Annotated in this window: 13 protein-coding genes; 8 read left to right on the forward strand and 5 right to left on the reverse strand. The window is 48.6% G+C overall.

Annotation, left to right across the window (positions count from 1 at the left end; genetic code table 11):
* Positions 1-59: 59 nt before the first annotated feature.
* Positions 60-665: an arylesterase gene (locus IEV19_RS01890; protein ID WP_229732449.1), complete on the forward strand. Its 606-nt coding sequence runs from the start codon at positions 60-62 to the stop codon at positions 663-665.
* A 53-nt stretch (positions 666-718) separates the two neighbouring features.
* Here IEV19_RS01890 and IEV19_RS01895 read toward each other — a convergent pair whose 3' ends face one another.
* Positions 719-1,774 (reverse strand): hypothetical protein, encoded by a 1,056-nt coding sequence (locus tag IEV19_RS01895; protein WP_229732450.1) that lies wholly within the window; start codon positions 1,772-1,774, stop codon positions 719-721.
* A 94-nt stretch (positions 1,775-1,868) separates the two neighbouring features.
* Between IEV19_RS01895 and IEV19_RS01900 the strand changes: the two genes are divergently transcribed.
* From IEV19_RS01900 to IEV19_RS01925, 6 genes are all read left to right on the forward strand, one after another.
* Positions 1,869-2,558: a bestrophin family ion channel gene (locus IEV19_RS01900; protein ID WP_229732451.1), complete on the forward strand. Its 690-nt coding sequence runs from the start codon at positions 1,869-1,871 to the stop codon at positions 2,556-2,558.
* Between the two features lie 447 nt (positions 2,559-3,005).
* On the forward strand, positions 3,006-4,697 hold the full coding sequence (locus tag IEV19_RS01905) for a hypothetical protein (RefSeq protein WP_188369014.1): 1,692 nt from the start codon (positions 3,006-3,008) through the stop codon (positions 4,695-4,697).
* A gap of 122 nt (positions 4,698-4,819) precedes the next feature.
* Positions 4,820-5,341, forward strand: a complete 522-nt coding sequence (locus IEV19_RS01910; RefSeq protein WP_188369015.1) for a DinB family protein — start codon at positions 4,820-4,822, stop codon at positions 5,339-5,341.
* Between the two features lie 61 nt (positions 5,342-5,402).
* Positions 5,403-6,536: a DUF819 family protein gene (locus tag IEV19_RS01915; RefSeq protein WP_229732452.1), complete on the forward strand. Its 1,134-nt coding sequence runs from the start codon at positions 5,403-5,405 to the stop codon at positions 6,534-6,536.
* Positions 6,537-6,687: 151 nt separating this feature from the next.
* Complete coding sequence (locus tag IEV19_RS01920) at positions 6,688-7,188, forward strand: hypothetical protein (RefSeq protein ID WP_188369016.1); 501 nt, start codon at positions 6,688-6,690, stop codon at positions 7,186-7,188.
* A 63-nt stretch (positions 7,189-7,251) separates the two neighbouring features.
* Complete coding sequence (locus IEV19_RS01925) at positions 7,252-8,526, forward strand: MFS transporter (RefSeq protein WP_188369017.1); 1,275 nt, start codon at positions 7,252-7,254, stop codon at positions 8,524-8,526.
* A gap of 5 nt (positions 8,527-8,531) precedes the next feature.
* Here the strand turns inward: IEV19_RS01925 and IEV19_RS01930 are convergent, their stop codons facing one another.
* The gene (locus IEV19_RS01930) at positions 8,532-8,939 is read right to left on the reverse strand and encodes a DUF2721 domain-containing protein (protein WP_188369018.1); all 408 of its coding nucleotides are present in this window, start codon (positions 8,937-8,939) and stop codon (positions 8,532-8,534) included.
* Between the two features lie 152 nt (positions 8,940-9,091).
* Between IEV19_RS01930 and IEV19_RS01935 the strand changes: the two genes are divergently transcribed.
* Positions 9,092-10,318 (forward strand): aminotransferase class V-fold PLP-dependent enzyme, encoded by a 1,227-nt coding sequence (locus IEV19_RS01935; RefSeq protein ID WP_188369019.1) that lies wholly within the window; start codon positions 9,092-9,094, stop codon positions 10,316-10,318.
* A 63-nt stretch (positions 10,319-10,381) separates the two neighbouring features.
* Here the strand turns inward: IEV19_RS01935 and IEV19_RS01940 are convergent, their stop codons facing one another.
* The 3 genes from IEV19_RS01940 to IEV19_RS01950 all read right to left on the reverse strand — a co-directional run bounded on the left by IEV19_RS01940 (position 10,382) and on the right by IEV19_RS01950 (position 15,804).
* Positions 10,382-11,668 carry a serine hydrolase domain-containing protein gene (locus tag IEV19_RS01940; RefSeq protein WP_188369020.1) on the reverse strand — a complete coding sequence of 429 codons (1,287 nt, stop codon included), beginning with the start codon at positions 11,666-11,668 and terminating at the stop codon, positions 10,382-10,384.
* Between the two features lie 121 nt (positions 11,669-11,789).
* Positions 11,790-13,334, reverse strand: coding sequence for a YifB family Mg chelatase-like AAA ATPase (locus IEV19_RS01945; protein ID WP_188369021.1), 1,545 nt, complete (start codon positions 13,332-13,334; stop codon positions 11,790-11,792).
* A 73-nt stretch (positions 13,335-13,407) separates the two neighbouring features.
* On the reverse strand, positions 13,408-15,804 hold the full coding sequence (locus tag IEV19_RS01950; RefSeq protein ID WP_188369022.1) for a penicillin acylase family protein: 2,397 nt from the start codon (positions 15,802-15,804) through the stop codon (positions 13,408-13,410).
* Positions 15,805-15,824 lie beyond the last annotated feature (20 nt).

Here is a 15,824-nt window from a genome sequence, read left to right on the forward strand (position 1 = left end):
TGTTGGGCCTTGCTTTTTTGATAGGCTGCGGCGAATCGGGAAACAAAAAATCCGAATCAATGGCCGAACCCTCATCATCGACCTCTGTGGAAAAAGAGGGAAAGGCAAGTTCAAAAAGAAAAACGATCATCTTTTTCGGAAACAGTCTCACAGCGGGGATGGGTCTGGAACCCGAACAGTCTTTTCCGGCCAAAATTGGGGATAAGATCGATTCGCTCGGACTGGACTATTTTGTGGTCAATGCGGGGATAAGCGGGGAGACTACCGCCAGTGGCGAAAGCAGAATCAGCTGGCTGATGAGGGAAAAGGTAGACATCTTCGTACTGGAACTGGGAGCGAATGACGGACTCAGGGGAATACCCCTTTCAGAAACGCGGGAAAACCTTCAGGCCATTATAGACACGGTGAAGAACCATAACCCGGAAGTAAAGATCGTCCTGGCCGGGATGCAGATCCCTCCTAATATGGGTCCTGAATACACGACTGAATTCAGTAGCCTGTTTCCTGAACTGGCGGAAGAAAACGAGGCTTATCTTATACCCTTTTTGCTTGAAGGGGTGGCGGGAAACCCGGAACTCAACCAGGCAGATGGTATTCATCCCACAGAGGAAGGACAGCGTATAGTGGCTGAGAATGTGTGGACAATTTTAAAACCAATACTTTAATTATTACTTTGATTTATAGTATTTTAAAGTATTTAATATAAATATTTACTTTACTACTTGGTTCTCGCTTTCCGAAGGATCTGACTATTGAACTGGTTGTCATTTTCGAGAATGGTAAAAAAGTCGGTTATAAAGTTCCTGGCGATCCCGAATTCCTTTTCATTTTCGAATTGCACCTTGAGATCATCCACAGCCTTGAATATCTCAGGTTTCAATTCGAGATATTGCTGTCTCACGGTTTGGAAGACGCTCTCATCTCTTTCAAAACCCCTGTAGAGCCTGTCCGTCACACTTTCGATGCTGAGTACCTCCCCTCCCACCTGGGATACCACCGCATAACTCGCATCCACAAGTCCGGACATGTCAAAATCATAGGGAATGGGGATCGTTCTATAGTCTTCCGTAAAGATCAGCTTCTGATTGTGCTGGTAAGCAGTAGAGAAATCCGTATTGCCGATCATAAACTGAAAGAAGTCGTTCTGAACAGAGGTCACATCGTCCTGTTCTAAAGGATGCACCACTCTTTTCATTTTGCGTGCATTAGCCCTTTCGGCCACCTTATCAATATCCTCAATGAGAAACCCCTTCACCTTGTGGACCTTATTCTTTTTCCCCTTGAATTCAGTGAATTCGATATCAGCCATGCGCGTTTTGAAGTGGTAGGGAGAGATCACCTCGAACAGTTTATAGGCCATATACTCCTTTACGATGTTGTCCTGGGTACTGCTCGACTGTACGCAGGGCATGACCAGCTTCAATTCCTTATTGCCTTTGAAAAGGGTTTCTTTGGCCTCTGATTTCTTGATCTTGACCTTGAGCGGGGGAAAGTAACAATGAGTCCTTCGGTAGTTTCCCCTGGCCCGGATCCGGACATCGAGGGAATCCCACTCCCCCTGGTCACTGAAGTGCAGGGCGGTGAAGATGTAGGTACTGTCATTGGTTTCTTTCTTCATTTCCTTGTTGGAAAACCCCAGCCTGATAGGCAGGATTTCCTGTTCCTGGAACAAACGGGTCGTCTCCCCATCCACTACCTCCGAAGCCTGAGATAAAAGGGAGAACGGGCTATAAAACAGGAAGGTAAGGATTAAAAGTAATGTTTGGTTTTTCACAACTTTGTGGTTAGCTTTAACAAGTTAATATACTAAATTTCTGACCATTAAACTATACCTGTCCATAATAAACCAGCGGACTCTGATCGCACTGATGATCTCAGTGCTGACCGTGGTGCTTTGTTTTCAACTGAACATTCAATTTCACATAGACCTTACCCTGTTGAGTATAGCCATTGTATTTCCACTGGTATTTACGATCCGTGGTTCATTCCGCAGGCGGGAAAAGGCTCTGGAGCACCTGAGCCAGTTCAGGAGTTCACTCAAGACCATGTATTATTTTGCCAATGCTTCTAATAACCTTTCCCCCGAGGAAAAACAGGAGATCTCGGATATCCTCAGAGAGATCAGCGACAGTTCCATGGAACACCTGAAAAACAATATGGAGACCACCGAGTATCTGGACCCAATTCTCAATAAAGTACAAGCTTTTGTCGACGCTAAAGGGGAAGTAATGTCAGGGCGCCTGAAGGACAGGATATTTCGTTTTATGAACGACCTGCATGAATCCCTGGAAAACCTCCATGCCATCAATACACACAGGACACCCCTGAGTCTGAAGGCTTATTGCAAGCTCTTTATTTACATCTTTCCTTTTCTCTATGCCCCTACAATAATTCATGATATGGGGGCAGACAACCCAACTTATGTGACTTTATTCGTGGTCCTCCTGACGGAATTCATCCTGATCTCCCTCTACAATATTCAGGACCAACTCGAATTTCCCTTTGACGATTACGGCCTGGATGACATCAAGCTCGACAGTTTTAAGATCGATCGATAAGACGTTGTCCTCAAATCTTTAATCTGCACGCCCTCAGGGCATTAATATGCATTTCATCGGATTTTAGGTCGTACATCGGAATAATCGTACGTTTTATGGTTAAGAATTCGGGCTTAGAAGGAAAATCCTTTTCTTTAACCTTTAACCAAATCTTATGAACAAAAGAACTACACTTACATTTCTCGTCTACGCTTTCTTTACCTTTTGTTTTTTCTGGGCTTTCTACGTGCTGTTGGCCCGACTTTGATTTGGTCATTTCTACCCTAAGAGTTAGGTAATATTTGCTTCAGGTACACGTGCTTAGATCCTTAAATTACTGTATTTGTAGGAATATTCCTTCGTTTATAACTTCCTGATAACAAATTCATTACTTCCCTTACAATTTTTTGCGCTTGTTATAGTTTTGATAATGGTAACAATGACGATCGTTAAGGTCGGAACACAATCATGGGGAAATCAAAGCATTTAGGCTTACTGTGCCTGTTTCTGGGTATCCTTGCTATTCAGGCAACGGCGATGACATCTGTTGTGGTTACTGAGGATCCCATTGAGGTAAGCAAGAAGGTGATTTCTGATGACCCTACCCCCTGGAACGAAGCAGAATACAAATCCATCACCGATGAATTGGGTCAGCCCAGGGAGCTGGATAAGATGGAGCGAAATTACCTCCTGCTTCAGTCGCCCTGGCTCGGCACGGAATACCTGCAGGGAGTCTTTGACGAAGGAGTGAACAGCATTCCGGTAGAACAATTACTGGATCTGCTGAATCTGGCTACGAATTCGCCTGTACAAACCAGCAGGAAACTGGCTGAGATCAGTCTCAGGCAGGCCTTGCTGGAATACGAGGAAGCCTATGAGATAGCTGCAAACCTGAAGTCGGATAAATCCGTTGCCTATGAAGAAGGGATCGCATTCCTGCAGAACAGGTTTGGCTATCTGAAGCTTAAAACAGCGAAAAAACTTCTGGAAGAAAGCGGAAAGACCGAAAAACCCGGCATAGATAAGAAAGTGAGCAAAAAAGTGTCGGACCGATTCAGGAGTCTGCGCAGGAAATACTCCGATCAGATCCCCCTGTCCAACGCTCTGGAAGAGGTCAAGGCCTTTTACACCCTTCTCGAGGAAGTGGTCTCGGGCCTGGCCGTGGTAAAGCCTTACACAGATTTTACGCAGACCATCACAGAACTCAATGAGGTGCAACTGAGGGAGCGGAAACACTGGAGGTCGGCACTGGAGATCACCTACCCAAGGGAAGGCAGCGTCTGGACCATACCTGATCCTGCATCCATACAGTGGAATACGGAAAACCTTCCTGCTGAGAAGACCATTAAATTCTACCTGCTTCGCAACAATACCGTGATCCAGGAATTGGGTGTTTTTAAGAATAATTCGCTGGCTGATGGCATCAGACTCAATTCTACCCTGCCAAAAGGTGACAATTACAGGATCATGGGGATCGAACTCTTCCCTGCCGATAAATTCCATACAGCTAAATACGCTTCCCCTTATTTTACTATAGACAAAAGAGATCCAGAGGCTCCTGCCCCTGTTGAGGAAGTCGTGACCGCCCCAGAACCTGAAGCTGCTGAAGAACCCGTGGTAGAACCCGAGCCGGACGTAGTGGAAGAAGAAACCATCATTGAGGAAGTGGAAGTTGTGAAGGAAGAAGAAATGGTTACGGTGGTCCCTGAAGAAGTGGAAGAGGAGGTGATCGCAGAGGAGGTAATAGAAGAAGAGAAAGCAGTTGAAGAGGAAGAGATAGTTGAAGAGGTAAAGCTCCCTGAAAAAAGAACTGATTTCGACGGTAGGTCCATCACTTATGTCAAAGAACTTGAGGTAAACAGCAAGATAGTACAGATCAACCTTTGGGACCACGGCAGGCAGGATGGGGACATCGTGTCAATCTATCTCAATGGGTACCCGATCGTCTCAAAGTACAACCTCACCTATCAGAAGAAAGGCTTCGAACTCAAGCTGGATCCCTCCCAGCCAAACGATCTTTTCCTCTATGCCCATAACCTGGGGAGGTTTCCACCCAATACGGTATCCATCGAGATCATCGACGGGGAATCTTCTGAAAACATCGTGCTGAACTCCGACCTGTCCCGCTGTGAGGCGGTGTTGATCAATGTTAAGGACTAAGAAGGTCCTGATCTTCCTTTATCAATGTAATTACCAGTGAGGCACAGGCCTTAGAATTGACCAACTCCCTGTTTTTCAACCTCTTTATTTTGTATCTTGAAAAGATTCCAAAATGAGATGATATGAAAAAACTGGTTCTCCTTCTGTTTGCAGGTTCGATGCTGAACGCGACCGCACAATCCAATACCATTGAAGACCTCATTGCCGACTTCGAGAGGAGCAAGGCCATGTCCCTGGAATATATCGAGGCCATGCCCGAGGACAAATTCGATTACAAACCCACGGAAGGCGTTCGCAGCTTTGCCGCACAGATGCTCCACGGGGCCCAGGGCACCATAGGACTATCGGCCAACGGGACAGGACAGTCTCCTATTTATGGGGATATCAATATCGAACAGGAAATGTCCTTCCACACCAAACCTGAGGTCCGTAAGATCGTTGCAGAGAGCTTCGATTTTGCGATCGACGGAATCCGAAATATGGATCCAGCCACCTTTGATGAGGTTGTGGTCAGGGGTCCGTTTGAGGTCACCCGCCTGGGCTGGATCCGAAAAGCGAATGAACACGTAGGGCACCACCGGGGGCAAACAGCCATTTACCTGCGCATGCAGGGCATCACGCCCCCATCCTACAAGCTTTTTTAGATCCCAGAGCAAAACCTGATCTCTCTCTTTCCCGGTATGCTTAATTTGATATCTTTAGGGCATGGGTATATTTCGAGACCCCGTATATGTCCTTGGAATACTATGTCTGCTGGTGATCCTCTCCATTTACGCCGGAAGGACCAGGGTGGGAAAGAAACTTGGGGCAGCACTTATCGTGATCGTCCTGGCGGCCATCCTGGCCAACCTGGGATGGATTCCGAGCGCGTCTGACTCCATCCCTCTTTACGACGGCATTTTTACCTACCTGGCACCTATTTCCATATTTTACCTCCTGCTCGGGGTCAACCTGACCAGCATCAAAAAGGCAGGGGCGCCTATGATCGTCCTCTTCCTTTTGGGTTCCCTGGCGACGACCCTCGGGGTGCTGGCTGCATGGTATGTCCTTTCTCCTGAACGCCTATTTGGGACTGATGGAGATACTCTGGCAGGGATGCTGACAGGAACGTACACAGGAGGCAGTGTCAATTTCAACGCCATTGCCCTGGAATACGATTTCCAGAAAAAAGGGATGTTCTACGCCGGTACCATTGCGGTCGACAATGTGGTTACCACCCTATGGATCATCGTAACACTTTCTATCCCAGCCCTAATGAGACGTTTCTGGAAAGACAAAAAGCTGGGGGTACAGGAGTCCCAAGTGGAAAATGAAGAAAAGGACTCCCTTTCCATGCATTCCCTCATGTGGCTGGCCTTCCTCGGGATCGCGGCCTATTTTATTTCCGAAGGAGTCTCCATAATATTTCCGAAGATCCCGTCCATTCTGACCATCTCAACCATAGGTATTGCGCTCGCCCAGATCCCATTTGTTAGTCGACTGGGAGGAAGTCACACCCTCGGACTCTACCTGATCTACCTCTTCCTGGCAGTCATCGGAGCGTATTGCGACCTCAGTGCGGTGGTAGAGTTACAGGAAGTGGGTATCACGATATTCCTCTTTGCCTCCCTGTCTGTATTGATCCATGGACTACTGACCGTTTTTGTAGGAGGATGTATCTATCGCGACTGGGACATGATCGCCATCGTAAGTCAGGCCAACATCGGAGGTGGAACCACGGCGATCGCTCTCGCCGAGACATTTCACAGGAATGAGCTGATCCTCCCCGCTATCCTGGTAGGTACGCTTGGTAATGCCCTGGGTACCTACCTGGGTTTTCTGGTGGTTTATCTCTTATAGGCAATTTCCTCGTTCCGCCTACCTTTATAAAGGCATGGCCGGATCATTCAAACCATCGAATATTCTGCTGGATATCAAATATTTCCATCATTTGATACGTTATCGATTCAGGAAACCTGAACAACCGATATCCAGAGTAAATAAAGAACAGATGAACGATAAATACACGTGGTTTAAGGCACTGTGGCCCCTTATCCTGGCCACTTGTATTTCTATTATTCCTCTTCAAGCCCACGCCCAAAAGTTCGAGCTGGAATATCTCTACGGAAAATGGGAGAATACAGGCAGTTTCAAGGACGGAGAACAACAACTCCTGGCACTGAAGGACACCCTTGAAAACCCCAAGACCTATTACTTTACATTTTTTAAGAACGGAACCTTTACCTATGATGTGATCTCGCTTGATCCCTTACAGGATGTAGCGCGACGTAGTGGGAACTGGCATTTGAGTCCTGATCGGAAAAAGATCACCCTGATAGACAACCTGATCAATCCGGAAGAAAGAAAGATTCCGGGCGATTTTCTAAATTTTGAAACCGATGGGTCCCTAGCCTCAAAACCAGTTATCTATCCGATCATAGAGCTTACTTCCAAAAAACTGGTTCTCTACGACGAGTACCACAAGACGCTGGACATTTTTAGAAAAAAGTGAAGCAGGTATACAAATTCGTCCATTCCATCCCTTGTTAGGTTTTAATAGTATCTTTCCGGCAGTATGAAATATAGCCGACCCCCCTGGTACTTCCTGGCTCTTCTCATCCTTGCCGGGGAATCAGTTTTTATCCTGCCCTTTGTTCTGGCTCGTGTGTTCAGGCCTACTGTACTGGATACCTTTGAGCTAACCAATGTGGAACTCGGGTTATGCTTTTCAGTCTACGGCTTTGTCGCGTTGTTCGCTTACCTGGCCGGAGGTCCTCTGGCCGACCGGTATCCTCCCCGCAAACTGATCGCTATAGCCCTGTGGACCACAGCCCTGGGCGGAATCCTGTTTGCTAGTTTCCCCTCCTATGAAGTCCTGAAGATCCTCTATGGCTATTGGGGAGTGACCACCATTTTCCTGTTCTGGGCACCTATGATCAAAGCAACCAGAGTTTGGGGAGGCGAGGCTTCCCAGGGTAAAGCCTTCGGTTTCCTGGATGGAGGCCGGGGCCTGGTAGGTGCCCTTTTCGGCTCCATGGGGGTATATATATTTTCATTTTTCATCCCTGCCGATGACATGTTATTAACTCTCGAGGAAAGCAGGAACGCATTTTCGAACGTGATCCTTTATTCTTCGGGCACCGTGGCCCTGGTGGGTGTCCTGGTCTGGTTCTTCCTGAGGATAGATCAGGACCGGCAGAAATCCATCATCCTGGAACGCATTACGCCGACTCAGATCAGGGAGGTCATGAGATTACCTGCAGTCTGGCTGCTTATGGTGATCATCCTCTGCGCCTATGTGGGGTACAAGATCACGGATGTGTTTTCCCTCTATGCCCGGGATGTCATGAACTATACGCAGGTTGAATCTGCCGGCATCGGGACGTTCCTGTTGTACATTCGACCCGCAGTGGGGGTCGCCATTGGCGTAATCGCCGATCGCTCCAGGACCACTCTATGGCTGCTATTAGGTTTTGTTATTGCATTCCTGGGAGCGGTGCTTTTCGCAACCGGCGCAGTTCCGGGTACCTCCACATTTCTTTTTGTCCTCTCGATTATCGTTGTTGCTACCGGAGTATATGCTGCCCGTTCCCTGTATTTTGCGGTCATGGACCTTGGAAAGATCCCGCTAGCCCTGACCGGAACGGCTGTCGGCCTGATCTCCCTTGTCGGTTTTACTCCGGACATCTTTGCAGGACCTGCAATGGGATATCTGCTCGACAGGTCGCCCGGCGTTTCAGGTCACAGGGATGTATTCTGGATGCTGGCCGTTTTTTCAGCCCTGGGAGGCGGAGTGGCATTCTATTACCACAGGGTCTTCGGCAAGACCCTCCCACAGCGTAGATTATAAATACCTTAGGGTGCCTCCAGATGGTCTTCAATGTCTTTCAGATGCAAATGCAAGGCACGGGTGGAGATCTGAATTTCCCTGATCAGTAAGCCCAGGGAAAGTATCAGAAGCACCAGGGCGACGCCAAAGATCCAAACTGCGGCCACCTGTTGTTCGATATAGATCAGGAACATGGTAAGCACACAAAGGAGCAGGCTGGTTATCCCGAAGATCTGCATCCAACGCGTGAGATTCAGGCGCAGTTTCAGATTGATGATCTGTTCAATTAGGGTGTCGTCCTTCTTTTGGAGGTAAATGTCATGCAGATTACGAATGACTGCAGCATAGGCCAGGAACCGGTTGGTATAAGCCAACATGATCAGGGATATGGCGGAAAACAACAGAGCGGGAGTGGTCAGTGTCAATTCTTGCATAGGTCGGAGAGAAATCTAGTTGCTTGAGACCAAAAATAGCACTTTCGCAGCTCTTGAGAACTTTCATAATATCGAGACATTGCATTCCCTCTTAAATGGAGTTGGAAACGGAAGAATTCAGTACCTTGGTAAGATAACACGAACCCTGATTTATGGAACTCGATATCTCTTTTGTGCGCAGTCAATTCCCGGCATTTTCTCAACCCGACCTCAATGGCTGGGCATTTTTTGAAAACGCGGGAGGCTCGTATCCCTGCAGGCAGTTTGTCGAGAAACTGACCGGTTTTTATCTCAAGAACAAGGTACAGCCCTACTATCCCTACCCCGCCTCCATACAGGCCGGGGAGATGATGGATGAATCCTACAGGAGGATGGCTGCATACCTTAACGTAAGACCGGAAGAGATACATTTCGGACCGTCCACTACCCAGAACGTGTATGTACTGGCGAATGCCATGCGACCTATGTGGGAGGACGGGGACGAGATCGTGGTGTCCTGCCAGGATCACGAAGCCAATGCAGGGGCCTGGCGAAGACTGGGCGAAAGAGGGATCAGGGTCAGGGAGTGGCACGTGAACCGGGAAACGGGAATGTTGGAAACGGTGGATTTAGATGACTTACTTACCGATCGGACACGCATGGTGGCCTTCCCTCATTGCTCTAATGTAATCGGATACTTCAATCCTGTCCGGGAGATCAGCGAGAAAGTAAAAGAGGTCGGGGCGATTGTAACAGTAGACGGAGTGGCTGCAGCTCCCCATGGATTTCCGGACCTCAGTACCCTGGGCGCTGATATTTACATGTTTTCCCTTTACAAGACCTATGGACCTCACCTGGGACTGATGTACGTGAGACAGGGGCTGATCGAGAAAATGGAGAACCAGTCGCATTTCTTTAAAAAGGGTATTACAAGGAATATGATCACCCCGGCCGGTCCTGACCATGCTCAGATAGGGGCTGCTAGCGGTATCGCCGATTATTTCGATGCCGTTTATGCACACCATTTTAAAAAACCGGCGCCTGCGCATGAAAAAAATATTGCCCTGTCGGCTCTCTTTCGCGAGCGCGAACAAATACTTTTAGCTCCTTTGCTGGATTTTCTCAGGTCGAGGGATGACGTCAGGATCATCGGCCCGGATCAATCAGATCACAGGGCTCCAACCATATCAATTTTACCGCTCAAAAGAACGATAGATGATGTTTATGCTGACCTCACCGATCACAAATTGATGCTTGGAAAAGGGGATTTTTACGCAGTCCGACCTTTGATGGATATGAAGATCGCCCACCCCCCCGGAGTGATCCGTATATCCTTTTTACATTACAACACGGAGGAGGAAATAGCACAATTGATCAAAGGCCTTAAGAATGCCCTTTAATTCTTTGTTTGTATAAGCTCATAAGGTTAATAGAAGTAGCACCCTTAGAGACATTAGGTTGTGTCAATCAGAGAAATGGGTAGTGGCCATTTCCACGGGTTCACTTTGGAGGACCGCATTGATGATCCGGTAGAGATCAGGGATCACATGTGAGGCAATTCTCGATTGGCTGTTCAGCAGTACACAAATCCCCAGGTCGTCCTCAGGATAGAGAGCGATCTCATTCCTGAAATTGTTCACGCTACCCCCATGGTGCCACATCGTCTTGATCTCCTGTCCGGGCCCTTCCCGGAACTTGTGTATCCGCCAGCCGTATCCGTAGTGAGATGAGATATGTCCCGGCCAGCGCTGGTAGTATTTGCTTCGACCCTTTATTTCCACCACAGGTTGAAATGCTTCTTTTAAAGCCGACTTGTCCAAGATCTCACTGTGGTGTCCGAGCAGGAATCGCATCCATTTAGCCATGTCAAAGGAACTCGCATTTATGCCACCCGCCGCCAAAGCGTTGTAATAGTGGTCATTCAGTTTTTTAGTCCGCCAACCCCTGCGCCATTTCACATGTGGGAAGGCGACATTCTCCATGGTCTGCATGGTCTCGTGATCCATCACCGTGGAACACATCCCCAGCGGGTCAAAAAATGTATTTTTCAGGGTAATTGCCATTTCCTCCCCTGTCGCCTTTTGCATCATGGCGCCTGACAGGGCAAAAAGGGCATTCTGATAACTGTAAAGAGAACCTGGCGCACTGATGGGCTTTACATCCTTAAACCGCTCTGCGATCTGATCAAGGGAAAGCCCGGCCTCCACGAGGTTCGTATAGCTGTGATAAGGGGCGCCTGATGTATGGGAAAGTACATTCTTTAAGGTGATTTGGTCTGTGTTTGACTGAGACCCCAATTGAAACGAAGGGATATAAGAATGCACTTCGTCATTCCACCCAAGTTTGCCATCCTCCACTAATTTGGCTGCAAGAACACCCGTAAACCCTTTGGAAAGGGAGCCCAGCCGGAAGATGGTATGAGCATCTACCATTTCATCTGTCCCAACCTTGCTTTCGCCTATGCCCTCTGAATAGAGTATGGAATCTCCCTGCACGATGCTCACCCCTGCACCTACGATCTTTCCCATGGCCGCTGCCCTCTCAAAATAGTCGGTGACTGCCCTCCTGATCTCTTCCCTTTGCCAGGCGTATTTCAAGATCTCATCCGTATTTATCGGGGATTTTTCCGGCTTTGTGATCGCTATTTCCTTAACTGCCTCATTGGTATCCGGATTATTCCCACTCATAACCAGGCCCACCATGAGAAGTAGCGCGATAAGGTATTGCCAGAGGGACTTGGATGGGCGCATAGCTGATTTTATGGTTTACAGTATAATCCTGTTCAGCAGGTAAAGTAAGTAAATAACCGTATTTTAACGCAATTATTATGCGTTTCATCGCCATTTTTATGATTTTCATAACGATATCGCCTCAGAATCCTTGACCCAGCCACCCTTCCCTGTCCAGGCTCCTGTATTGAATGGCTTCCAGAACGTGTCCCGTAGTGATCTGTTCCTCCTCGCCCAGGTCCGCGATCGTCCTGGCAACCTTCAGGATACGATCATACGCCCGGGCTGAAAGCCTGAGTCGGGTCATAGCTTGTTTTAACATCTGCAAAGCCTCTTGTCCAACGGGACAATATTTCCTGATCTGTGTGGTGCCCATCTGGGCATTGTAATGGAGTTTTTCCTCTCCCTCAAAACGCCTGATCTGCCTCTCCCTGGCCGCTACCACTCGTTGTCTGATCTCACGACTCCCTTCCCCTTTCGGTTTTGCGGACAATTCATCAAAGGGCACAGGTGTTGCCTCAATATGTATGTCGATCCTGTCGAGCAAAGGTCCGCTGATCCGACCCAGATAGCGTTGTATTTCGGCGGGGGATGATTGCACGGCTGTTTCGGGATCGTGAAAATAGCCGGAGGGACTTGGATTCATGCTGGCCACCAGTATAAAACTGCTGGGATAGGTCAGGGTGAATTTAGCTCGTGAGATGGTCACTTCCCGATCTTCGAGGGGTTGCCTTAGTACCTCCAGTACACTTCGCTTAAATTGGGGCAATTCATCCAGGAATAGCACTCCGTTATGGGACAGGGAGATCTCCCCGGGCTGTGGATAAGAACCCCCGCCTACCAGGGCGACATCACTGATGGTATGGTGAGGACTCCTGAATGGCCTCTGGCGGATCAATCCCGTGTCTGACACCTTGCCTACCACCGAATGTATCTTTGTGGTCTCCAGTGCCTCGTTCATCGTCATAGGTGGTAAAATGGTGGGAAGCCGCTTGGCGAGCATGGTTTTTCCTGCTCCGGGCGGACCTATCATAATGATGTTATGGCCCCCGGCCGCTGCGATTTCCATGCATCGCTTGATCCCTTCCTGTCCCTTTACATCCGAGAAATCCAGGTCGCTCCTTCCCTGATGCTCTTTAAACAGGGAATCAATATCGAGATGGGTTCTGTCCAAAGGCTGGCCTTTGCCAAAAAATGCAGCTACTCTTTCGAGACTCTCCACTCCATAGACCTCAAGGTCCTTTACGATAGCTGCCTCGTTCGCATTTTCGAAGGGCAGAATAAGCCCCTTAAAGCCTTCTTCCCTGGCCTTGATGGCTATAGGGAGGGCCCCTCTGATGGGCTGTACTCCCCCATCCAGGGAAAGCTCCCCCATAATGAGATACTGATCCAGCTCGCAGCTGTCGATCTGTCCTGAAGCGGCAAGGATACCCAGGGCGATAGGAAGATCATAAGCGGAGCCTTCCTTCCTAAGGCCTGCAGGGGCCATGTTGATCGTGATCTTTTTTCCCGGAACCTTGAATCCGTTGTTTAGCAACGCTGCCGCAATACGGTAGTTGCTCTCCTTGATCGCATTGTCCGGGAGTCCTACGAGGTGATAGCCTATTCCCTTGTCGATATTTACCTCGACCACCACTGTGATGGCCTCGATACCGAAAACCGCGCTGCCGTAGACTTTTGTTAGCATTGGTGAGGATGATTCCCCAAAAAGGTAAACGGGAAAGTGCAAGCAGCCAGCAGGATGCTATAAAACAATCGATCTACTTATTGGAAGCTTTGAAAGTAAGTATAGATTTGGCGTTCACCCTGATCTCATCCGGGTTCATCATCATCTTTCTGAATTCGCCCTTGTTGAACATCTCAGCCTGATCCTCGTAATGCCTGCTAAAGGGATTGCCCGATTGCCCGGTGGGCAGGATACTCATGCTGTTTTCCACATCTGAAAAATCTATAACGCGCCGCGTTGAAGGGCCGGCCGTTACTGAAAAGTCGGACGCGCCATCGTATTGGAAAGCCATGTTATTGATCACCTCACGGGATCCCGGCACAGGAAAGGGTCCTACGTTGAAAAAGGATCTCAACAGGGCGATCTGGCCGATAGGATGGCCATGTTCCAGGGTATGCAGCCTGCCCCAGGTCCATTCAGAGATATCGTTCCCAAGGTCATCCCTGAGCGACTCAAAGGCCTGGAGAAAGGACGATTGTACCATGTCTTTCTTGGTTTCCACAGTATCTGTCGTCCTGACATCGTCCCACCAGACCGAGTTGGATTTGGCAGCCATAGGTGCGATCAGGCGCTTGTGAAAATGCGTGGCGATGAATTGAGCGAAAAGCTCTTCCCCCAGTTCATCTTCAAATGTGTCTTTCAGAAAGAAATAGATCCAGCGATGGAATACAACTGCCTCTGCATTATCAACGGCATAGCTGCCATTCCATTTACTGAGGTGATCCAGCACAAGGGCCTGCTGTTCATTCAGATCCTTGATATTGACCAGCTTTGCCAGTTCTGTTACAATTCCCGGATTAATCGCGGACACATCGTCATTGATCATCTTTCTGACCGCCTCGGCGTCCCAGTCATCTCGGGCGTCCAGAAGAGTCACAATGCGTTTCGCACGATTCTCGGGTAGGTAATATCCGGGATACAGCATTCCGGCAATACTGTCAGGCTGATTGTTGGCCGAATACACATAGTTCCATGGTGGGTTTATGGCTTGTGGATTTTCTGAAAAGGAAAGGAATCGAACTTTTCGGTCTTCCCCCTTGCTGCCATCCATCACCAGTTTGGTGTTGGTACTGTCTCCCAATTGATAGAGCTGGGCGGATGCCCACCAGGCCACATTTCCTTCAGCATCCCCATACATAGTATTCAATCCGGGGGCGTGGATATCGGGGAGAGCCGATTGGAATTCTTCTATATTTCTGGCGTGACTGATCCCGTACAAGGCCTCCATCACCTTGTTCTGTGCCTTGGTATAGATCCAGTCCATGCTGATAGGCCTTTTCCCATTAATCTGATTTGCGATACCGTTCAGGATAGGTCCCCTTTCTGTTTTGTGGTAGGTAAATTCGACATCTTTTTCGTCCTTGACCTTGATGGTCTTGGTCACCATTTCTACCTTCTTCCATCCGTCAGGCGTCATATACTGGGTACTGTCCTCGGGATTCAGGGTCTCGTAAAAAAAGTCAACATCGTCGTTCTCGAACATGGTGAATCCGTAAGCCAGGTTCCTGTCATGGCCGAGCAATGGCATGGGCACCCCCGCAAGGTGGTAGCCATATTTTTCGTAACCAGGCGTTCTGATATGGGCCTCATACCAAACGGAAGGTTGTGCAAAACCGATATGAGGATCGTTGGCGAAGATCACCTTACCGTTTCGGGTCTTTTCAGGGCCTATCACCCAGGAATTGCTGCCGATGAACTGGGGAACGGGCAAGGCAGACAAGGCCTTTTGTGTGGCTGAAATCACGGCAGCCTCACTGCTGACTTCCTCCCCTTTATAATTCCTGATCCAGACGGTATTGGGACTGCTGCTGATCTCCAGGTCGTCCAGGTATTCTATCCCAAGTGAATCTCTGATGATGGTCAGCAATGGATCTGTCTTATGGGCCATGGCAAAACTGAAGGCCATGTAGCCGACAGCATTATAGATGTCTGTCATCTTGTAAGGCTTTTTTTCCAGCCCGGTCAACAGGAATTCTACCGGGGTGGGCCCTTCTTCGATAAACTGATTGATGCCGTCCAGATAGGCCTGCGAAAGGACAGCGACCTCACTGCCGGGGTCAAGTTCCCTCACGGTCTTTGCGGAGGCGTCATCTATTCCGAGGGAAAGAAAGAAACGGTCGGTAGACAGAAGGTCTTTCCCAAAAATCTCTGATAGCCCGCCTACAGCGACTCTGCGAAGTAACTCCATCTGCCAGAGCCGGTCCTGGGCATGGACATAGCCCAGTGCCCGCATCGCATCTTTTTCACTGCCGGCCTCAATATGGGGGATACCGTATTCATCGTAATATACGGTTACATCCGATTGCAACTCAGGCATGTATTTTTCACCCGAATATTCAGGTTTCAGTACTTGTTTGACGATCAGAGCCGCAACAAGGATTATCCCAAAGACCCCAATGAGGATCCATCCAATTTTTCTAACTGTTTTCACGGAAGGCAGAATCTCTATAT

This window comes from Muriicola marianensis (assembly GCF_014638095.1).
In the GTDB taxonomy this organism is placed as follows: domain Bacteria; phylum Bacteroidota; class Bacteroidia; order Flavobacteriales; family Flavobacteriaceae; genus Muriicola; species Muriicola marianensis.